We start from the raw sequence: 20995 nt of genomic DNA, 5'->3' as shown, positions 1-20995 counted from the left end.
TACCGCTTCTTCGACATACGGGCCCCATGAATCGGCCCGCGACACGGCGAGAACCGATTGGCTGCGGGGGACGCAGTGCTTAGCATGACAACACTTCCGCCTTTGGTCGATACAAGGGACTAGTGCCGTGGTTCGATCCATTTTGACGGTGGTGCCATCCCGAGATCGCCCCACAGCAGGACTCGTCGTGTCGCTGGTCAACCCGCGGGGGAGCGCAGGATGGTAGGACCACCTGAATTGGCCGATACAAGGGACTAGCCTTCTGCGATCTCTCGCGCCCAGCGGTAATCGGCTTTTCCGCTCGGGGCGCGGACGATGTGATCGATGAAGACGATGACTCTCGGGAGCTTGTAGCGGGCCAGATGCGCCTCGCAGGCGGCTCGCAGCTCGTCCTCTCCGGCGGATCGGCCCTCGCGCAACTGAACGACCGCCGCCACCTGCTGCCCGAACCGCTCGTGCGGAATGCCCGCGACCACGGCATCGAAGACCGCCGGGTGATGCTTCAGCGCTTGCTCGACTTCCTCGGCGAAGATCTTCTCACCGCCGGAATTGATCGTGACGGAATCGCGCCCGAGAAGCTTCAGGCTGCCGTCGGCGCTGGCAATGCAGCGATCTCCGGGCACCGCATAGCGAATGCCGTCGATCGTCGGAAACGTTCGGCCGGTCTTCTCCTCATCCTTGTAGTAACCGAGCGGAGCTGGTCCGCTCCGGGCAAGCCATCCGGTCTGCCCGGAGCCCGGCGCGAGGATCGCCGTCAACCCTTCGTCGAGGACGATGTTTCCGGCTTCGAGGTCGAAATCGCCGGTCGTCGCCTTGGCTCCGGGGCGTGAGATCTGGGTGCCCTGATGACCGCTCTCGGACGAGCCGAGCACATCGAGGATCCGGACCTGAGGAATCGCCTCGAGCAGCTCGTTCTTCGTGCTGGCGGTCAGGATCGCGCCGCCCGAAGTGATCGTCCGCAGACTCGATACGTCGTACTCGCCCTTCGCCAGACCATCGAGCAGCGGTCGCGCGAAAGCGTCGCCCACGATCGTCATCGCCGTGACCCTCTCCCGCTCGACCGTGCGCCAGATGTCATCGGCATCGAGAGAGCGCGGATTCGATTGCACGACGACGCAGGCACCGACATGCCACATGGTGAGCGCGCCCCAATGCGCGGCGCCATGCATGAAGGGTGGTGTGGGGAGCGAGCGGACACTGCTGCCCTGCTTCGCGCGCGCCACCAGGGCAGCCTGGGTGGGCTCTACCCGAGGCGGCATCAATGCGGCCTCGATGATCTCTTCCTGGCGCCAGAGCACGCCTTTGGGCATGCCAGTCGTTCCACCGGTGTAGAGGATGTAGAGGTCGTCCGGCGTGAGGCCTACTGGAGGCGCAGGCTCGGCCGCAGCAAGCGCCTCTTCGTAGTCCAGCGCGCCCTCCAGGGATTGCCCGGAATCATCCGCGACCTGCAGCCATAGCCTCACCTGGGGCAACCGATCACGGAGTTTTTCGATCAGCGGTGCAAAACAGGCGTGGAAGATCACCGCCTTCGCGTCTGCGTTGTCGAAGAGGTAGAGGAGTTCTTCCTCGACGTAGCGGTAGTTGACGTTGAAGGGCGCGCAGCGGGCCTTCAACGCGCCGATCATCCCTTCCAGGTACTCGTTGCCGTTGTACAGGTAGAGGGCGATGTGACCTTGACCGCTCTCCCAGTTCTCCAGCCCGTCGCGCTCCTGATGGCAACCGAGGCCAGCTTCTTTCAGCACAGCCGCAAGTCGCCGCGTCCGATCCGTCACCTGCTGCCAGGTGAAGCGACGATCCCCGAATACGAGGCACTCCCGGTCCGGAATCTCTGCAGCAATGGCTTCGTGAATGGCGGCCAGGTTCAACACGTTAGGTCTTCTCTTTCTGGTCGTTGCTCACAGGCATCGACGGTCGGGCTCGGGGCCTCGCCGGAGGCCTGGATACCCCGAGGGGTCGGGCCTGTCAAACTTCCCTACCTTGGCCGGCGATGGAGTACCGCGACATCGAGTTCCAGGTTCGGGACGGCGTAGCCACCGTGACGCTGAACCGCCCCGACCACCTCAACACGTTCACGGGCAAGAGGGGCGAGGAACTCGAACACGCCTACCGACGCTGTGATGAGGACGACGACATTCGCGCCGTCATCCTCACCGGTGCTGGCCGCGCCTTCTGCGCGGGCGCCGACATGAATGAAGCCGCAAACAGTTTTGAAAGCCAGGAGGGCAACGAGGCCTTCAGTGCCGCGGCCGTCGCCTTCCCCGCCTTCCGGATTCGCAAGCTCGTCATCGCCGCGGTGAATGGGCACGCCATCGGTCTGGGTCTCACGCTGGCCCTGCAGGCCGATCTGCGCTTCTTCGCGAAGGAGGCCAAATATGGCGTCGTGCAGGTCCGCCGCGGCGTCATGCCCGACGCCTACGCCCACTGGACGCTCCCGCGACTGGTCGGCATGGCCCGTGCTGCCGAGATCCTGCTGACCGGCAAGACCTTCCGCGGCGACGAAATCGAGCGCCTCGGAATCGCCTCCCGCGTGCTGCCCTCGGCCGAAGTCCTGGCCGCAGCGCAGGAACTGGCACGAGACGTCGCCACGAATGCTGCTCCGCTCTCCGTCGCCGTCAGCAAACGCCTCCTCTGGCAGAGCCTCGAACTCAGCCCCGAAGACGTCGAACAACAGGAGACCGCCCTGCATCACGTCCTTTTGGGCGGCCCCGACGCCCTGGAGGGCCCCATCGCCTTCATGCAGAAACGCTCCCCCAACTGGAAACAACGCATCTCCAAGGACTGGCCAGAAAGTCAATGAGCGGGGACGGGGTTTACAATTGACTTGTTTCGGACGGGCTCTGCCCGTCCGAAACAAGTCAATTGTAAACCCCGTCCCCGCTGGTTGAGTCAGGAGAGGCGGAGGAGGGCTTCGACGGCTTCTGTGGTGGCTTCAACGGGGTCGAATGATTCGTCGGGGTGCCAGCTGCCGTCGTCTTGCTGTGCTGTGATCAAGGCCGTGACCAGCTCGTGAGCTTCGAGGTTTGCACCGGGGAGCGCTCGGACACCGGCTCGAAGGAAGACTCTCGCCGTGGCCAGGGGCGTGAACAGCTGACTGCGATATCCGTACTCCAACTCCTTCCCGCACCACTGGAGCACCTCATCGGCTATCTCGGATTGCACCTGGGTCAGCAGGCGGGAGTACGCGAGGATCGGTGCGTAGTTCGGACCTTTCACCCGATCGACGCTCCAGTGCGTAGCGAGAAACCCCTCCGCCGCCGACAGGACCGATTGTCGCGCGAACGGCGTCCCGGCGAGAAGCCCACCGATCCTTCCGGTCCATTCAATCCGCTCGGACAGATCGGCGTCGCCCGGAAGCGCCCATCCGCCGTCGTCCCCCTGAAGCCCGCAGAGAAACACGCAAGCGCGCTCGGGAACAGGGTGATCACCGAGGCCTAGTGTCTCCAACCGGCCGAGGGCTTTCGCGGTCGAGGCAAGATCCGCCTCGCCCCCTGGCCCATCCATGGCTGCGATCGCCCCGCGCGCGTCCTGGAGCGCCTCCAGGCTGCCCAGGAGCTCCGCGGCCAGCTGCTCCTGAAGCATCGTGTCCAGAAAAAGGAGGTCGAGGCGAGAACCCTGTTTCTCGACGAACGCATGGGCTCGGCCAACACAGATCTCCAGACTCATCCGATCGCCTCGAGCCAGAGACCCGTCAGGTAGCGGCCTTCAGGATGGTCGAGTGCCACCGGGTGATCCGGCGGCGCGCCCAACTCACCCAGCACCCGCACGGGTCGCTCCGCATCCAGCGACGCGCCAAACACGATCTTCCGGAACAGGTCGGGCCCGACATGATGTGAACAGGCGAAAACGAGGAGCTGTGCTCCCGGCGACGCACAGCGAAGGCCGTGCATCACCAGATCCTTGTAGCCCCGGCTCGCCTTCTTGACGTCGTTCTTGCGACGGGCCAGGGGCGGAGGATCGATCACCAGCAGGTCGAAACCCGGTTCGGCGGCGCGCAGGAAACGAAACGCGTCGCCCTTGACCCAGTCCACGTCCGCCCCGCTCGCTTCGCCAAGCGTGAGTGCCTGCTTCGAGCCATCCACCGCAACGACCGATTGGGCTCCGGCGTTGGCCGCCGCCAGGGCGAAGCCACCGCTGTAGCAGAACAGGTCGAGCACCCGCCGGCCCGGCGCCAGACGTTCGACCAGGCTGCGGGCTTCCCGCTGGTCGAGATAGAAACCGGTCTTCTGCCCGTTCACCACGTCGGCCAGGTAGGATCGGCCGCGCTCGGAGATGGCAATCGGCGCCTTGGGCGCCTCGCCACGGAGCGGGCCTTCCTGGACGGCCTCACCTTCTCGCCGAAGCGCCGCGGCATCCCCGCGCTCGTAGACACAGGCCACGCCGGCGGCCTCGGCGAGGGCGTCGGCCAATGCTTCCCTCCGCCGTGCCATCCCGGCAGTCCCCACCCGGAGGACGACCGTGTCGCCGTAGCGATCGGCGACCAGCCCGGGCAACCCGTCGCCCTCGGCGTGCACCAGGCGCATGGCATCGCAACCCTCGAGAGACGAGTCGGCGCGACGGCGTTCCACGGCAGCCTTGATCCGGGCGGCTAGCAGCTCCTCTCCTTGGCTTTCCTTGCCCAGTTCGAGCAGGCGCACGCGAATCTGGGACTGCGGGGAGTAGTGACCATGACCAAGGACCTCCCCCTCGGCCGAGAGCACCCGCACCAGATCTCCGGGCTCGGGGGACCCATCGACCCCGGCGACGGCTCCAGAGAGCACCCAGGGGTGCCTACGACGAAGGGACCGATCGCGACTCGAATGCAGGAGGATGTCAGCCATGGGCAGCGGAGGGTAGCGGCCCGATAGAGCTAGACTCGCCCGCCATGCCTGGCCCCGATTCCGACACGACCCCCAAGCCCAACCGACTGGGGAACGAGACCAGTGCCTACCTCCGGCAGCATATGCACAACCCGGTCGATTGGTGGCCCTGGTGCGATGAGGCCCTGAGCCTGGCCCGCCGGGAAGACAAGCCTCTGCTGGTGTCGATCGGCTATAGCGCGTGCCACTGGTGCCACGTGATGGAACGGGAATCCTTCGAGGACCCTGTCACGGCCGAACGGATGAACGAAGCCTTCGTCCCCATCAAGGTCGACCGGGAGGAGCGGCCGGACATCGACCAGATCTACATGGACACGATCATGCGCCTTCAGGGGCAAGGGGGCTGGCCCCTCACGGTCTTCTGCAAGCCCAACGGCGAGCCCTTCTACGCCGGCACGTACTTCCCGCCCGAGCCGCGTCACGGTCTGCCGTCGTTTCGGCAGCTGCTCGAATCGATGGCCCTGGCCTGGGCGGAAAAACGCGACCAGATCGATGGGGCCACCGAGCGCATCCTCGCAGCCCTCCGAGAACGCGCCCAGGGCGATGCGGTGGAAATTCCCGGAGCCGCCCAACTCGTGCGAACCGCCCGCAGCATGGTTCAGGCGGGCGACGACGAACACGGTGGATTCGGCGATGCCCCGAAGTTCCCGACGCCCCCCCGCCTCGAATTCATCCTCGCGGCCGAATCCCGGCTGGGAGAGGACGCGGCAGACGCCCGCGATTTCCTGCGTCTGACCTGCGAGGAAATGGCCCACCGCGGTTTGTACGACCAGCTCGGCGGCGGCTTCCACCGCTACTGCGTCGATGCCCATTGGGGCGTCCCTCACTTCGAGAAGATGCTCTACGACCAGGGCCAGCTCGTGCGGGTCTACGCCGACCTCTGGCGACGCACCGGTTGCAGTGATGACAAGCTGACCTGGCCCATCCTGGAAACCGCCGACTGGCTCGAGCGCGAGATGCGCGCCGAGGATGGCGGCTGGTACGCCAGCCAGGATGCAGACAGCGAGGGCGTGGAAGGCAAGTTCTACGTCTGGCGCCCCGAGCAGATTCGGGACGCTCTTCCGCGGGATCGCGCCGAAGCATTCTGTCGCCACTACGCGGTGACCGAAGCCGGGAACTTCGAAGGCCAGAACGTGCTCTGGGATACACGCCGAGGCGCCCGGACCGAGCTTGCCGAGGAGCGCGCCACCCTGCGACGCATTCGCGAGGGCCGGATCCGCCCCGCGACCGACCCCAAACGCGTCACGGCATGGAACGCGCTCACCGCCAGCGGTCTGGCCTACGCAGGCAGTGTGCTAGGCAAACCCGCATTGGTGGAGGCAGCCACCGAAACCGTGGACTTCCTCCTCACCCGGACCCGCGACGAGGAGGGTCGGCTGCTGCGGATCTTCGCCGAAGGCATCGCGAAGGTTCCGGCCTTCCTGGATGACAGTGCCGCTTTGCTCGCAGCCTGTCTCGATGTGTATCGGGCCGGTGCAGGCGATCGGTTCCTCGAGGCCGGTCTGGCCGAAGCGGATGAGATCGTGGCTCGCTTCTTCGATCCGGACGAGGGCGATCTCTTCCTCACCCCCTCGGACGGCGAGCCGCTTCCTCATCGACCGCGTTCGGACCCGGATGGCGCCACACCCCATAGCACCGGGCTGGCTGTTCTCGGGCTGCTTCGGGCCGCATCCCTCTCCGGGCGGGCTTCCCTTCGAACCACAGCAGAACAGATTCTGCGCGGCCACGCCTTCGCGATGGAGAAGGATCCTGCGGCCTTCCCGACGCTGCTGCGTGCAGCCAGCTGGGCGGAGCAAGATCTTTCCTGTGCGGTCATCGTGGCTTCCGGAGATGCTCCCGGTACGGCAGCCCTGGCCTCCGCGGCGCGGCGAAGCCTGGAGCCCGACGAGAGCGTTGTGCTCATTGCGGGTGCCTACGTTCCGGGGCTCGACACCGCATGGGCGCAAGGCCGGGGCGCCGTGGACGGTCGCCCGACCGCCTACGTCTGCCGTGGGCGCACTTGTTCCCTTCCCATCACGGAGCCCGCCGACCTCGTCTCTGCGAGGCTGAAGACGCCACGATGAACGATCTGACGGCGGCCTTTTCCACGGCTTTGCACCTCATCCTGAGCCTGGACCCGGATCTCGTCGAGATCATCCAGCTTTCGCTGCAGGTGAGCGGGACGGCGGTCATTCTCGCGGCCCTGGTCGGCCTCCCTCTCGGGGCGGCGATCGGAGTACTGCGTTTCCGTGGACGCCGCGCGCTCGTCGTGTTGTTGAACGCATCGATGGGGCTTCCGCCGGTCGTGGTTGGCCTGCTCGTCTATCTGATGCTCTCGCGCTCCGGACCGCTGGGTTGGTTGGGCCTCTTGTTCACGCCCGGCGCCATGGTCATCGCACAGACGTTGTTGGTCACGCCGATCGTCGCCGCGCTCACGCGTCAGGCGATCGAAGATCTCTCGGAAGAATATGACGAGCCGCTCCGCTCCCTCGGTGCGAATTTTCCGCAGCGGGTCGCCACCCTGCTCTACGAGGGTCGTCTCTCCCTGGCCACCACCCTCCTCGCCGGCTTCGGCCGAGCGATCGCCGAGGTCGGGGCGGTCATCATCGTCGGCGGCAACATCGCCCATGTGACACGCGTGATGACGACCGCCATCGCCCTCGAAACCAGTCGCGGTGATCTTCCCTTGGCACTCGGACTCGGCCTGGTGCTGGTCGGCATCGCAATCGTGGTGAATGGCTGTGCTCAGTGGATGCAGGAGATTGCGCGCCGTGCGGCAGCCTGATCCCCAAGCCGGCGCGGTGCAACCCGACCACCAATCGGTTGGGGCGCAGCCTGATCGCCGATCCACCGGGGCGCGGCCTGATCGGCTGCGCATCCTCCCGCTTCGGCTCGAAGCCGTGGTGCTCGAGCGGGGCGGCGCCCGGTTGCTCGACGAACTCAGCTTCCGGCTCGAACGAGGCCCCTGCAGCGTGATCCTCGGACCGAATGGCGCGGGGAAGACATTGGCATTGCGGGTCTGCAACGGCCTGCTTCCACCGGACGCTGGCCGCGTGGTCTGGGACGGGCCCGATGCCCAACAGGCCGCCCGCGGCCGGGCCCTGGTATTCCAACGCCCGATGCTGCTGCGACGCTCCGCCTGGGCCAACGTGGATTTCGCCCTGCGTTTGCGGCGGGTACCGAAACCCGAGCGTTCCGATCGCGTCGAAACCGTGCTGAGAGAAACCCGCCTGCTACCGCTTGCAGATCGGCCCGCGCGCCAGCTCTCGGGCGGCGAGCAGCAACGCCTCGCCTTGGCACGGGCCTGGGCCATGGACCCGAGCGTGCTCTTCCTCGACGAGCCCGCCGCCGCTCTCGATCCCGGCTCGACGCGCGCGTTGGAAGAAGCCATTTCCGCGGTCCGCGCCAGCGGCACGAAGATCGTGATGACGACCCACGACCTCGCCCAGGCGGAGCGCATGGCCGACGAGATCCTCTTCTTGCATCGAGGTCGGCTGCTCGAGCAGACTCCCGCGGCGGATTTCTTCGACGCCCCCACGACCGACGAAGCCCGTGCCTTCTTGAAGGGAGAGGTGCTTTGATCCGCGCGCCTCTGCTCGGGCTCCTGGTACTGGTGCTCGCACTCGCACCCTCGCAAGCTATCTCGCTCGAGCGCCCCTACGTCGTGTTGGCCGCCGGAACCACCACGCGAGATTCCGGCCTGCTCGCCCAGATCCTGCCTCTCTTCGAAGCCCGGAGTGGTCTGACGGTTCGCGTGATCGGCGTCGGCACCGGCCGGGCAATCGAATTGGCCAGACGCGGCGACGTCGATGCGCTGCTGGTTCACGACCCGGCGGCGGAAGAAGCCCTCCTCCGCGAAGGAATCGCCTCGTTGCGGCGAAAGGTCATGGAGAACGACTTCTTGTTGGTCGGTCCGGCAGAGGATCCGGCGGGAGCGCGTCTTGCCGATGACGCTCCGGCCGCTCTCGCCAGGGTGGCGCAGGTCCGGGAGCTCTTCCTCTCCCGAGGCGACGGCAGCGGCACCCACAAGCGAGAACTCGCTCTGTGGAAAGCGGCCGGCACCGCCCCGGCGGGAAGCTGGTACCGAGAGACGGGCTCGGGGATGGGCGCCACCCTGAACACCGCCTCCCAGCTCGGCGCCTATACCCTGGTCGACCGCGCAACCTGGCTCTTCTTCCGCAACCGCGGTGCGCTGACGATCCTGAGTGACGGTGACGTCCGTATGCGAAACCTCTATTCGGTGCTACTCGTCAGCCGCGCCGCCCACGCCCATGTGCGATCGCGAGCTCAGGAATTCGCCGACTGGCTCGTCTCGAAGGAAGCCCAGACGGCCATTCGCGCCTACACCATCGACGGACAGATCCTGTTCCATCCCGCGGCGGAGCCGCAGTCCGAGGAGAGCCCCTGATGCCCAGCTACGACGAAGCCATTGCCCAACTCACGGGCCCCGGAGGCCCCTTCGCCGTCACCGATGCCGAGGTCAGGGGAGAGAAGCTGAAGGTCTTCGAGCGCACTCCGCCTTCGCTTCGCGCGCTCTTCGACACCGCTCGTGGCCACGGAGACAATCTCTTCCTCGTCTACGAAGACGAGCGCTGGAGCTTCGCGCGAGTGATGGAGCACGTGGACGCCCTCGGCGCCCTGCTCGTCGATCACTACGGGATCGAACCGGGCGACCGGGTCGCCGTCGCCATGCGGAACTACCCCGAGTGGATCGTGGCTTTCGCTGCCATCACTTCGGTTGGCGCGGTATCCGTATCGATGAACGCATGGTGGACGCCCGACGAGATGGCGTACGGCCTCGAAGACTGCGGCGCGAAGCTGTTGATCGCCGATCCGGAACGAGCCGAAAACGCGCGCCCCTGCCACGACCGTCTTGGCTTCCGGAGCCTCGTGGTCCGCGCTGAAGGCGAGCTTCCCCCGGGCTGCGATCGCTGGGAAGAGAAGCTCTCCCTGGGCCAGCCGCTTCCCGAGGTCACCATCGCCCCCGACGATGACGCCACCATTCTCTACACGTCGGGCACGACCGGCCACCCGAAGGGCGCGGTCTCGACCCACCGCGGTGTACTCTCCGCGCTTCTCGCCTTTGCCTGTCGCGCCACCGCCAACGCCATGGTCTCCCCGCCCAAGGCGGACGACGCGCCGAAGGATCCGAACGCCTTCATCCTCGTCGTTCCCCTCTTCCACGTCACCGGCTGCGTCGCCGTCATGCTCTCCTGCTTCGCCTCCGGCACGAAGCTCGTGATGATGTACAAGTGGAACGCGGAGCGCGCCCTGGAGCTGATCGAACGCGAGCGGATCACCAGCTTCGTCGGTGTTCCGACGATGTCCTGGGATCTGCTCGAATCCCCCGACTTCGCTCGCCGGGACACCTCGAGCCTCCAGAATGTGGGTGGCGGAGGCGCTCCCGCTCCGCCGGAGCTCGTGCGCCGCATCGACAAGGGCTTCTCGAAGGGACGCCCCACCATCGGCTACGGCATGACCGAAACGAATGCCTACGGGCCGCAAAATGCCGGCGACGACTACCTGCGCAAGCCCACCAGTTCCGGCCGAGTCGTCCCGACCGTCGAAGTACGCGTGACCGACGACGAGGGCAATGAACTTGCCCCCGGCGAGGTCGGCGAAATCTGGTTCCGGGGCCCCCACTTGATCCGCGGCTACTGGAACCGCCCGGAAGCCACGGCCGAAACCATCGTCGACGGATGGCTGCGAAGCGGCGATCTGGGAACCCTGGACGAGGAGGGTTTCATCTACGTCCAGGACCGGGCCAAGGACATGGTGCTGCGTGCCGGCGAGAACGTGTATTGCGCCGAAGTCGAAGCCGCGATCTACGAGCACCCGGCCGTCTACGAAGCGGCCGTCTACGGAATCCCCCACCTGCGGCTCGGCGAGGAAGTCGCCGCCAGCATCTACGTCAAACCCGGCCAGACCCTCGACCCGGACGAGCTGAAGCGCCACGTCGCCGAACACATCGCGAGCTTCAAGGTCCCCTCCCAACTGGAACTGGTCGACGCACCTCTACCGCGGAACGCCTCCGGAAAGATCCTCAAGCGGGATCTTCGTGATGCGTTTGCGGAGAGGCTTGGGCGTTCTTGAGGTGGTGCCGAGGCGGGCCTCATGGACACGCACTCGCGCCGTAGGATGCAGCGAGTTGCCGCCTGCGGGGCTGCGTGATTGGCCGGCTAGGTCTTCGGGGGGCTGTTGAGGGGGATCGGTCGGGGTGTTCGGGAGTTCCTTCGATCCTGCGGGGCGTTCCCGGGTGGCCGACCGACGGGCGCGGCGCCTTGGCCCACATCGCCAGAGCGAAGGCCGGCTCGCGGGCGTGGCTCGGCTAGGCGGCGCTCGGAATCTCGGCCGGATCCAGTCGGGGGCCGGCCCTGTGCCAACCCTCGGCCAGGAGCCACGTATGTGGCGTGGCAACAGCCACCACGTTTCCCCCTGGTCGATCCCTTGCTTGAGCGATGAGTCCCATGGCAGAACGCCGCCAGCCCTCGAACCAACGTCCAGACGAGGCCGGATCGATTCGAGTGGTCCGGGGCTTCGTCTTCATGTGCCTACGAGCATTCAGAAGCACATACCGCATCGCATTCTGTACCTGGGTGGGAGTCCGCAGCACCACATGATGGAAGCGGTCCAACAGGACACGCCCCTTCCGCCCGAACACCCGGTTCACCGCTCGTGCCAGACGAGATCCCAACGCATTCATCCCTCTGCCAAGCGCGCCCGCATCCTTGGCCTCGACGATCAGATGAAGATGATTCGACTGGATCGAGTAGTGAACGAGCCGGAAGTCCGTGCGCTCGAGCACGCACGAAAACGACCGCTCCACTTCTCGCACCAGCCGCCCATCGCGAAGCGACGGAACATCGGGCCGGACCTTCACCGTCACATGGCAGGGGTGTCGGGAAGCCAGCGGTGCTCGCTGAAGATGGGCCACTCGCGGGTTCGGGCCGCGCTTGCGTCCCGCGCCTTCCCGCCTTCCACCCCAACCGTGAATCGGGAGTTCGAGCTGAGAAGTCCGACGCAACATAGTGTTGATAATGGCATTGTTTTATTTTGATGTCAAGGAATACCGACGGATACGGCGGGCAGCCCTCGATCCGGCCGAGAATCCACACACAGCCCACCCGACCCACGACCCAAGCCGACCTCGGCCCCACCCAGGCGGGCCAAGGCGCCGCGCCGACCCGTCGGCCCAGCGAGAACCCACCGCAGGATGAAAGGCTCCCCCCTCACACCCAACCCGTCCCCCCTCAACAGCCCCGCGAAACCAACGCCGGCCAATCCCCCGGCCCCGCAGGCGTTGCCCAGAACCGCTTCTTCAGTCGAGCAGTGCCGGGTTGCGGCAGAGATCCTTCGTCAGGTTCTTGTGGTGGGCCTCGAGGGTGCCGCCTCCGATCTCCAGGAGCTTGGCATCCCGCCAGAGACGCTCGACGGTGTATTCGCCCATGTAGCCGTAGCCGCCGAGCACCTGGATCGCGGCGTCGGCAGCGGCTTTGGCCATCTGACTGGCCACCAGTTTGGCTGCGTCCGCCAGGACCCGTTGACCGGTCGAAGCGAGGTCGATCTGACGGGCGGTGTCGTAGACGAAGGATCGCGCCGAGCGCCAGGCGGCGAAGTGTTCGGCGAGATAGCGCTGGATCTGTCCGTGCTCGCGAATCGGGACGCCGAAGGCCTTCCGTTCGTTTGCGTACTCCACCATCACGCGCAGGGAGCGCTGAGCGATTCCCAGGGACTGGGCTGCCAGGGTGAGACGCTCCACCTCGAGGTTGCGCATCATCTGGCGGGTGCCCTCCCCCTCCTCGCCCAGGCGCCGCGAGGCAGGGATGCGCACCTGGTCGAAGACGAGTTCGGCGGTGAAAGAGGCGCGCATGCCGAGCTTGTCCGCCCACTTCTGGCCAAGTCGGAAGCCTGGGTCGCCCTTTTCGACGAGGAAACTCGAGATCTTTCCCGGATCCGTCGCGGCGTAGACCACGAAACAATCACCCAGGGTCTGATCGTCGATGCCACCATTCGTGATGAAGGTCTTCACGCCTTCGATCACATAGTCTCCATCCGCCCGCGTCGCCTTGGTGCGAAGGGAAAGCACGTCGGTTCCGACCTGCGGCTCGGTCATGCACATGCCGCAAACCCACTCGCCGCTGGCCGCCTGCGGCAAGACCTGCTTGCGCTGTAGTTCGCTCCCATTCACGTTCACGTTCTGGGCAAACAGGATCGCATGAGCCAGCACGGCCAGGGCAAAGCCCGGATCCGAGGTCGAAAGCGCCTCCATCACCTGCACAGCCGCGGTCGCGTCCATTCCCGCCCCACCGAGCTCTTCCGGCAACGTCACGCCGAGCAGACCGAGCTCGCCGGCCTTCCTGAACAAGGGGAGATTGAACGCCTCGCTTCGATCGAACTCGGCAGCCTGGGGCTCGACCTCGCGGCTCACGAATTCGCGAAGCGTCTCGGCCAGGAGCTGGTGCTCCGGAGTCGGGTGAAATAGATCGAGGCGACGCCAAGCCGCCTCCTGCTCCGAATCGCTCATTCGGGGTTCCTCCTTCCAGACCGGTCGCGCAAGTGTATCCTTGTGCGGCCAAATCCACCGCCACCGAGGAAACCCGCCATGCAACGCAAGACCCTGACGCTCATGATCGCCACCCTCTTGCTCGTGCTTCCCGCCTGCGTCGTCATCGAAGACGGTGAAGTCGGCGTGATGAAGAGCTTTGGCGCCATCGCCGACGAGCCGGTGCCCCAGGGCGTCACATTCGTCCTGCCCGTAGCGCGACAACTCGAGACATGGAACATCAAGCTGCAGGAGCGCAAGGAATCGACCACGGTTCCGTCCTCCGAAGGCATGATCGTCAAGCTCGAAACTTCCCTGCTCTTCCAGGTGCTCCCCAACGAGGCTCCGGCGCTGCGCAAGACCGTCGGTCCCAACTACGTCGAGAAGGTCGTGGTGCCCTACTTCCGGAGCGCGTTGCGTGATGTGGTCTCCGGCTATCAGGTGCGCCAGATCTACTCGACCGACGGACGCCTGGAGATCGCGACCCGCATGCGTGACCAGTTGAGGGAAAGTCTCGAGCCGCGCGGTATCAAGGTCGTGGACGTGCTCCTACGAGACATCCAGTTGCCCCAGCGTTTCCGTGAGAGCATCGAGGCCAAGCTGACGGCCGAGCAGCGGGTGCAGGAGAAGCAGTTCGAGCTCGAACAGGCCAAGAAGGAGGCGGAGATCGAGGTGGCTCGGGCGAAGGGCGCCGCCGAGGCCCAGACCATCATCAACTCCACCCTCAGCAACTCGTACCTGCACTACCTCTGGATTCAGACCCTGAACGAGAATCCGAATGTCGTGTACGTCGCGACGGAAGCGAACATGCCGATCTTCAAGCCGGTATCGAGCGCAGGGAACTAGAGAGGACGCTCCCTCAGGCCAGCAGCAGCGAGTGCTCGACGAATTGGGCGATGGCCTGGCGCCCTTCGGCAGGCGTGGCCTCGAAGACGAGGCCCGTGTCCGGAAGGAGTTGATAGGTCGATGCCGCGCGGGTATCGATTCGGCCGCCCTCTGGCAACTCGAAAGAAAGCTCGAAACCGCTGCCGAGGGGTAGCGGCTCACTGGAACGCAACAGGCAACCGCTCTCGGAAAGGGAGAGCAGTTCGCCGGGCCACTCCCGACCGTCTCGTTTCAGCTGGGCCGGGAGATCGACCCCGACCCGAGGCGCTGCGCGAGGCGTGTCCTCCAACGCCTCCTCCAGCAGCCGGTAGAGCTCGTGCAGGCCAGCCGGCTTGTGAACGGCGCCCAGCAACCGGGTACCACCTGCCGATGCGCCACGACGGCCGGTGAGCATCAGGATGGGAATCCGTGTCTGGGCCCGGGTCGCCTCCACCTCGGCGAGGCGGGATTCGTCGACCACGAGAAGCTCCGGCTCCCGCTCGGCCCAGTACGGCGATTCACGCCAATCCTCCGGATCCAGAAGCGCATAGCCCAGCCTCGAGAGGATCGTGCGGGTCAGAGGCACGAATGCATGCGTGCGCGCATAGACCAGCACCAGATGGCGCGGCAGGGCCAGCTCCTCGTTCCGGGTCGCGTAGGACATGCGCCGCGTATCGGCACTTGCCTGGATGCGGTTGAGCCCGGGGGCCAGCGCCGTACCCAACCCCGATTCGGCCGCCTAGACTCGCGGTGTGGGGGGTGATCGCCAGCTGGCGTCCTGGCTCGTGGGACAACGGCGCGCCATCGAGTGCGCGATGGGAGAACTGGCTCCGACGCCCGGTGCACGCACTGCCGAGGCGGAAGCCCTGCGTCGGCTGCGCTCGTTCGCAGTGCTCGCGCTAGGCACCGGCAGCACGGCGCCGCCCTCCCTCGAGGGTTTGCGGGTGAGCGAGCGGCGTCTGGCGCCGCTTCTCGAAGCCTGGTTCGAAGCTGCTTGCAGCGTTGCGGGGCCGGACCACGCGAAGGTCCGCGAACGCCTCGTGCCCATCCTGACCCGATTCCGGGCTGAACTGCGCACCACGCCCTCCGCCGTTCGTGCGAGCGGTTCCCCGCGAACGAGCAAGCGGCGAGCGGTCTCTGCCGCCATCGACCGGGTGAGCGATGCATTCCTTGCGATCGATCCGGATACGGGGCGCATCGCCGATGCCAACCCGGCCGCGGGCGCGCTGCTCGGCACGACACGCGATGCGCTGGTTGGCGCGGAAGTCATCTCCTTCGTCCCGGAGCCAGAACAGATCGGATGGTGGACCGAACTCGACGCCATCGCCGAGGGGGATGGCAACCGCCGTTTTCATGGCCAGTTGCGCGACAAGAACGGTCGAGACGTCGCAGTCGAAGCTCATTTCACGCGCTTCGCGACACGCAACCGGACCCTGGCGCTCTGCCTGGCGCGGGCTCTCTAGGCGAGACGCTCGCGCAAGAAGGGAACCAACCGGCCCCAGGCCTCGGCCGCCTGCTCGGGTCGATACATTTCCTCACGCGTGTCGTTGAGGAATGCGTGGCCGGCCCCGGGATACAGATGCACGCTGCCGCCGTGCGCACTCCCAGCGAGCGCCGTTTCCAGATCTCGAACATCCTGCACCGGAATCAGGGCATCCTCTTCGCCATATTGGCCGAGCACGGGGCAGGAGAGAGCATGCAACGCGTCGATCGGCGCGCGGGGTTTCTTCTGGGGATCCAGGCCTGATTCGTTTCGGATCATCCCGTAGAAGGGTGCAGCGGCGGAGAGTCCGGTGCAGCTACACGCCGCATGCAGGGCGTACATGCCTCCCATGCAGAAGCCGACCACGCCGACCTTCTGTCCAGCCACCGCGGGATGAGCCGCCAACGCATCGATCCCTTCCTGGACGGTCTCGATGACCAACGGATCCGATAGTTCGCGGATGAACGCCATGGCGCCAGCCGGGTCCGAGAATTCGCCGCGTCCCCCGGTCTTCCGATACGGATCGATGATGAGCACGGCGAAGCCCGCTTCGGCAAGGCGGCCGGCCAGCCGCTCGTAGAGATCGGAAAGGCCCCACACATCGGGGATCATCACGACGCCCGGATTCGGTCCGCCTTCGGGCAAGACGAGCTGGCCGAAGGGATGCGCCTCGGCCGGCATCAGTAGTCTCGGATGGCGTTCACCAGAGCGAGCACGGTGCCCTTGGCGTCGCCGAAGACCATCATCGTGTTCTCGTTGAAGAACAGCGGGTTCTGGACGCCGGCGAAGCCCGGATTCATCGAGCGCTTGATCACGAAGACGTGCTGGGAGCGATCCACATCGAGGATCGGCATGCCATAGATCGGGCTGCTCTGATCCGCGCGGGCCGACGGATTCACAACGTCATTCGCGCCGATCACCAGGGCCACATCGTTCTGCGGGAACTCCGGGTTGATGTTGTCCATCTCGATCAACTTCTCGTAGTTCACATCTGCTTCGGCCAGCAGCACGTTCATGTGCCCGGGCATGCGGCCCGCCACCGGGTGGATGGCGAAGCGGCAGGTGATGCCTTTTTCCTCGAGCAGGTCGGCAAGCTCGCGCACAGCGTGCTGGGCTTGAGCTACGGCCATGCCGTAGCCGGGCACGATGATGCAGGAACTCGCATTACTGAAGATCACAGCCGCATCTTCCGGCGTGTAGCCCTTGACCGTGCCCTGTTCTCCGCCGGCCCCTGCGCTGCCAGCCTCGGGAGCCGCACCAAACGCGCCGAAGAGCACGTTGCCGAGCGAGCGATTCATCGCGTCGCACATGATCTTCGTGAGGATCAAGCCCGACGCGCCGACCAGGGTGCCGCCGATCACGAGGCCGGTGTTGTTCAAAACGAAGCCCGTCGCACAGGCCGCGAGCCCCGAGTAGGAGTTCAAGAGCGAGATCACGACCGGCATGTCCGCACCGCCAATCGGAATCACGAGCAGCACGCCCAACACCAGAGCGACGCCTGCCAAGGCCCAGAAGGGCTCGAGCTCGAGGGGGCTGGTCGCCACCATCACGCAGAGGGCGATCACGCCGAGGCCGATGATCGCATTGACGAATTGCTGGCCCGGGTAGGTGATGGGCTGGCCGGGCATCTTCTCGGCCAGCTTCAAGAAGGCGATCAAGCTACCCGTCAGGGTGATGCCGCCGATCAGCGTCGAGAGCACGATGGCTGTCGCCACCATGCCGTCGGGAGATTCACCCCGGCTGGCGTAGGAGAGCAGCTCCGCACCGGCGACCAGGGCGGAAGCCACACCGCCGGAGCCGTTCAGCAAGGCCACCATCTCGGGCATGGAGGTCATCTCGACGCGAAGCGCAGCGAAAGCGCCGATCGCCGAGCCCAGGGCCACCCCGCCGACGATGTATTCCCAGCCGAGAACGCCCTGGCCAACCAGGGTCGTCGCGATCGCGATGCCCATTCCCAGGGCTGCAATCGCGTTGCCTCGGGTCGCGGTGCGAGCCGAGGAGAGCATCTTCAAGCCGATGATGAAGAGGACCGCCGAGATGAGATAGGCGGTCTGCAGGACGGTCGGGCTCACTTGTCATCCCCTCGGGCCTGCTTGGGCTTGAACATGGCCAGCATGCGGTTCGTCACCAGGAAGCCTCCGACCACGTTGATCGTGGCGAACACGACGGCGGCGAAGCCGAACCAGGTGGAAATCACCGGATTGTCGGAGGTCACGGCGATGAGCGCGCCCACGATCGTGATGCCCGAGATCGCATTGGATCCGGACATCAGCGGCGTGTGCAGGAGCGGCGGAACCTTCGAGATGATCTCGATGCCGACGAACAAGGCCAGGACCAGCACCGTCAACGCGACGGCGGGATCGGAAAGCATCAGCTGCCTCCTTCGAGCTTTTCGAGGACGACCGGATGCACGACTGCGCCGTCCTTCGCGACCAACGAACCTGCCACGATCTCGTCCTCCAAGTTGATCGCCAGCTCCCCGTCCTCGAGGAGGTTCTGGAGGAACGTCACGGCGTTCTTGCTGAACATCTGGCTGGCGTTGGTGGGAAGTTCCCCGGCCAGGTTGAGCGGCCCGATCACTTGCACGCCACCAATGTCCGCAGTCTCTCCCGGACGCGTGCCCGCACAATTTCCACCGTTGGGGGCGGCCAGGTCCACGATGACCGAGCCCGCGGACATCCCCTGCACACCGGCCTCGTCGATCAGCTGCGGGGCCGGACGGCCGGGCACGAGCGCGGTCGTGATCACCACATCGCTGGAGGCCGCCTTCTCCGCCATGAGCTTTCGCTGGGCGGCGTAGAACTCCTCGGTCTGCTCGCGGGCGTAGCCACCGGCATCTTCGGCATCACCGGCGTCGAGCTCGACGACCACGAACTTGGCGCCAAGGCTCTCGACCTGCTCGGCGGCAGCCGCGCGGGTGTCGTAGGCCTCGACGACCGCTCCCAGGCGCTTCGCCGTCGCGATCGCCTGGAGTCCCGCCACGCCGGCGCCAATCACGAACACCCGGGCGGGAGAGATCGTTCCGGCGGCGGTCACGAGCATCGGAAACATCTTCGGCAATCGCTCGGCGGCCAACAGCACGGCGCGATAGCCAGCCACGGTGGCCTGGGAGCTCAGCACGTCCATCGATTGGGCCCGGGTAATGCGCGGCACCATCTCCAGGGAGAAGGCCGTGGCTCCGGTCTCAGCAAGAGCCTTGACCTCTTGCGGCTCATCGAGCGGGCGCAGCAGCGAGATCCAGACCGTTCCGCTCGTCAGCTGGGCTCGCTCGGCGGCAGTCGGTGCGCCGACGCGGAGCACGACTGCGGCTTCCCTCAGCAAGGCGGCGACATCGGTCTCGATCTTGGCGCCAGCTTCTTCGTAGGCCGCGTCGGAGAAGCCGGCCTCCAGGCCGGCTCCGCTCTGGACGCGAACATCGATTTTCTGGCGGACGAGGGTCTTGGCGCCGTCGGGCGAAAGAGCGACACGGCGCTCTTCGAGACGGTCCTTGGGTACGGCGACGATCAAGAGGCGGGCTCCCGAGGGTCAGAGGGTCAATCACGCGCGACCGCCAGTCAGCCTGGTGGGCGGGGCGGCAGGATAGGAGACCTCTCGGGACGCGTCACCGGCCTGGGTGGATGGCGCCCGGAAAGGGCCACCAGTAGGATCCGCCCCTTTCTGGAGGATCGGCCGTGGCAGAAGAAACCGGACTCTTCATCGAAGACCTGAAACCGGGGCTCGATGTTCCGGGCGGAGCCGTGGCCAAGGGCCTGGATGTCTCGCCTGAGGCCTTCGAAGCCCGCTTCGGCCGGCTCTTCTGGCGTGCCGAGGGCAGCCTCGACCCCATCTACTTCAAGCTCGCGGCCTTCTGCAAGACGACCGCGGTCTCCGAGAACTCCCCGGCCAACCTGGGCGCCAAGAACGTGCTGTTCCAGAAGGCCCCCGTCTCCCTGGATCTCGAAGCCGAGACCCGGGTTCTGGGCCGGAAATTCCGTGAGATCGGCGCGGCCACCGGTGTCTGCCAGGTGCGGAGCACGATCGGCGACACGCTCACCTGGACGCGGGAATGCATCGTGAACGGCCGCAAGGGCTACGCGTTTCCGGATGACGGCACGCCCATGGACGACCGCGAGAAGATCGACATCGCCTTCGACCTGGCCGCTGCCTCCTTGCCCCCGCAAGGCGCCGCGGTGACGCGAACCCCGGGCGCCCTGGTGGCCGAGGATTTTCGCGAGGGCGAGATCATTCCCACCGGACGGATCTCGGTGCTGCGCCCGGACGAGATCTTCTGGATCACCCGCGGCCTCGGCAACCTGGCCAAGACCCATTACACCCGGGGGTCCAGCTACATCGTCTGGGGGCTGCTGACGCTCCTCTACGGTGCGTACAACTACGCCGACAAATTCCAATGCGCTGCGTTGCTCGGTCTGGATGTCGCCCGTCATACCGCGCCGGTCTACCTGACCGAGCAGGTGCGAGAAGAGGAGCACGCGACCGAAAGTGCACCGGTCGCACCGGAATTCCTCTCGGCCACCCTCACGACGAAGGCCGTCGAGGAGATCCCGGGCCGTCAGGATCTACGTCTCGTGACCGCCGCCCTCGACGTCTACAATAACGTCAACGCCATCGGCCGCTCCGAGTACGAGCGCCAGAAGGCAAAGAAGGCGCTCGGCGGAATCGGCGACGACGGCCGTCTGCACATCGGCGAGTACGTGCTGAAGCTGGCCGTCTTCACGGGCGACGCGACGAGCTGAGCCGCGGCTCGTTGGCAGGCGCCGATTCGGGAGGTCAGGCGGCCAACGGCGTGATGAGCATCCGAAGGGCGCCTTGGTTCTCTCAGCAAGTCAAGCGAAGTCGGAGGCATATCCCTACATTTGAGCCAGGCCGGCTGCCCGACCGATTGCGTCGAGGACCCGGCGCAGCCACACAGATGCGGGCTCAACCGGAGACGGCGGGCGATTTCCGGCTTCCGTCGCCTGCGGTTCGGCATCCCCATCCTCGGGTCTTGTCGTCTCTCGGCGATGAAGGCCGGAGCTAGCCCAAACGATGGCGGGATTCGCTCAAGCCCAACCCGATCGAGAACCTCGTGTTCTGGGTATGACAGGGGGACACTTGGGTCCCGACGACAAGATCATTGTCTGAGCTCCGCCCAAGCTAGTCCCTTGTATCGACCAAAGGCGGAAGTGTTGTCATGCTAAGCACTGCGTCCCCCGCAGCCAATCGGTTCTCGCCGTGTCGCGGGCCGATTCATGGGGCCCGTATGTCGAAGAAGCGGTATCGGATTGACTTGAC

General features: G+C 65.9%; 19 protein-coding genes. 9 read left to right on the top strand and 10 right to left on the bottom strand.

Annotated features, from left to right (window positions below; all coding sequences use genetic code 11):
* Positions 1 to 254: 254 nt before the first annotated feature.
* Positions 255 to 1859, bottom strand: coding sequence for an acyl-CoA synthetase (locus tag GY937_00615; protein ID MCP5055208.1), 1605 nt, complete (start codon positions 1857 to 1859; stop codon positions 255 to 257).
* Positions 1860 to 1987: 128 nt separating this feature from the next.
* On the opposite strand from GY937_00615, the gene GY937_00610 reads away from it, so the two are divergent.
* Complete coding sequence (locus GY937_00610; protein ID MCP5055207.1) at positions 1988 to 2797, top strand: crotonase; 810 nt, start codon at positions 1988 to 1990, stop codon at positions 2795 to 2797.
* Positions 2798 to 2886: 89 nt separating this feature from the next.
* On the opposite strand, the gene GY937_00605 is transcribed toward GY937_00610, so the two are convergent.
* Positions 2887 to 3663, bottom strand: a complete 777-nt coding sequence (locus GY937_00605) for a hypothetical protein (GenBank protein ID MCP5055206.1) — start codon at positions 3661 to 3663, stop codon at positions 2887 to 2889.
* Positions 3660 to 4817 (bottom strand): class I SAM-dependent rRNA methyltransferase, encoded by a 1158-nt coding sequence (locus tag GY937_00600; GenBank protein MCP5055205.1) that lies wholly within the window; start codon positions 4815 to 4817, stop codon positions 3660 to 3662. The genes GY937_00605 and GY937_00600 overlap by 4 nt, the downstream gene beginning before the upstream one ends.
* A gap of 44 nt (positions 4818 to 4861) precedes the next feature.
* Here GY937_00600 and GY937_00595 point away from each other — a divergent pair, with 44 nt between their 5' ends.
* From GY937_00595 to GY937_00575, 5 genes are read left to right on the top strand one after another with little or no spacing between them, the layout of a single operon-like run.
* Positions 4862 to 6919, top strand: a complete 2058-nt coding sequence (locus GY937_00595; protein ID MCP5055204.1) for a thioredoxin domain-containing protein — start codon at positions 4862 to 4864, stop codon at positions 6917 to 6919.
* Positions 6916 to 7620, top strand: coding sequence for an ABC transporter permease subunit (locus tag GY937_00590; GenBank protein MCP5055203.1), 705 nt, complete (start codon positions 6916 to 6918; stop codon positions 7618 to 7620). Before GY937_00595 ends, GY937_00590 begins: the two co-directional genes overlap by 4 nt.
* Positions 7571 to 8416 carry an ATP-binding cassette domain-containing protein gene (locus GY937_00585; GenBank protein MCP5055202.1) on the top strand — a complete coding sequence of 282 codons (846 nt, stop codon included), beginning with the start codon at positions 7571 to 7573 and terminating at the stop codon, positions 8414 to 8416. The genes GY937_00590 and GY937_00585 overlap by 50 nt, the downstream gene beginning before the upstream one ends.
* Positions 8413 to 9243, top strand: a complete 831-nt coding sequence (locus tag GY937_00580) for a solute-binding protein (GenBank protein ID MCP5055201.1) — start codon at positions 8413 to 8415, stop codon at positions 9241 to 9243. The genes GY937_00585 and GY937_00580 overlap by 4 nt, the downstream gene beginning before the upstream one ends.
* The gene (locus GY937_00575; protein MCP5055200.1) at positions 9243 to 10928 is read left to right on the top strand and encodes an acyl--CoA ligase; all 1686 of its coding nucleotides are present in this window, start codon (positions 9243 to 9245) and stop codon (positions 10926 to 10928) included. Before GY937_00580 ends, GY937_00575 begins: the two co-directional genes overlap by 1 nt.
* A 235-nt stretch (positions 10929 to 11163) precedes the next feature.
* On the opposite strand, the gene GY937_00570 is transcribed toward GY937_00575, so the two are convergent.
* A complete protein-coding gene (locus tag GY937_00570) occupies positions 11164 to 11862 on the bottom strand; it encodes a hypothetical protein (GenBank protein ID MCP5055199.1) in 699 nt (232 codons plus the stop codon).
* 291 nt (positions 11863 to 12153) lie between these two features.
* Entirely contained in the window at positions 12154 to 13359 is a 1206-nt protein-coding gene (locus tag GY937_00565; protein MCP5055198.1) for an isovaleryl-CoA dehydrogenase, read from the bottom strand.
* 78 nt (positions 13360 to 13437) lie between these two features.
* On the opposite strand from GY937_00565, the gene GY937_00560 reads away from it, so the two are divergent.
* Positions 13438 to 14223: a prohibitin family protein gene (locus tag GY937_00560; protein MCP5055197.1), complete on the top strand. Its 786-nt coding sequence runs from the start codon at positions 13438 to 13440 to the stop codon at positions 14221 to 14223.
* A 13-nt stretch (positions 14224 to 14236) separates the two neighbouring features.
* On the opposite strand, the gene GY937_00555 is transcribed toward GY937_00560, so the two are convergent.
* Complete coding sequence (locus GY937_00555; protein MCP5055196.1) at positions 14237 to 14965, bottom strand: PilZ domain-containing protein; 729 nt, start codon at positions 14963 to 14965, stop codon at positions 14237 to 14239.
* 91 nt (positions 14966 to 15056) lie between these two features.
* Between GY937_00555 and GY937_00550 the strand changes: the two genes are divergently transcribed.
* Positions 15057 to 15704, top strand: coding sequence for a PAS domain-containing protein (locus GY937_00550; protein ID MCP5055195.1), 648 nt, complete (start codon positions 15057 to 15059; stop codon positions 15702 to 15704).
* Here the strand turns inward: GY937_00550 and GY937_00545 are convergent.
* Genes GY937_00545 through GY937_00530 form a run of 4 tightly spaced genes read right to left on the bottom strand, consistent with a single transcriptional unit; the run spans position 15701 to position 19231 of the window.
* Positions 15701 to 16405 (bottom strand): dienelactone hydrolase family protein, encoded by a 705-nt coding sequence (locus tag GY937_00545; GenBank protein MCP5055194.1) that lies wholly within the window; start codon positions 16403 to 16405, stop codon positions 15701 to 15703. The genes GY937_00550 and GY937_00545 overlap by 4 nt on opposite strands.
* Positions 16405 to 17796: an NAD(P)(+) transhydrogenase (Re/Si-specific) subunit beta gene (locus GY937_00540; protein MCP5055193.1), complete on the bottom strand. Its 1392-nt coding sequence runs from the start codon at positions 17794 to 17796 to the stop codon at positions 16405 to 16407. Before GY937_00540 ends, GY937_00545 begins: the two co-directional genes overlap by 1 nt.
* Entirely contained in the window at positions 17793 to 18095 is a 303-nt protein-coding gene (locus GY937_00535; protein ID MCP5055192.1) for an NAD(P) transhydrogenase subunit alpha, read from the bottom strand. The genes GY937_00540 and GY937_00535 overlap by 4 nt, the downstream gene beginning before the upstream one ends.
* A complete protein-coding gene (locus tag GY937_00530) occupies positions 18095 to 19231 on the bottom strand; it encodes a Re/Si-specific NAD(P)(+) transhydrogenase subunit alpha (protein MCP5055191.1) in 1137 nt (378 codons plus the stop codon). The genes GY937_00535 and GY937_00530 overlap by 1 nt, the downstream gene beginning before the upstream one ends.
* A gap of 164 nt (positions 19232 to 19395) precedes the next feature.
* Here GY937_00530 and GY937_00525 point away from each other — a divergent pair, with 164 nt between their 5' ends.
* On the top strand, positions 19396 to 20457 hold the full coding sequence (locus GY937_00525; GenBank protein ID MCP5055190.1) for a hypothetical protein: 1062 nt from the start codon (positions 19396 to 19398) through the stop codon (positions 20455 to 20457).
* Positions 20458 to 20995 lie beyond the last annotated feature (538 nt).

This window comes from bacterium, from assembly GCA_024228115.1.
Lineage (GTDB): Bacteria > Myxococcota_A > UBA9160 > UBA9160 > UBA6930.
The sequence above is the reverse complement of the archived record's forward strand: the minus strand, read 5'-3'. Positions and strand labels throughout refer to the sequence as shown.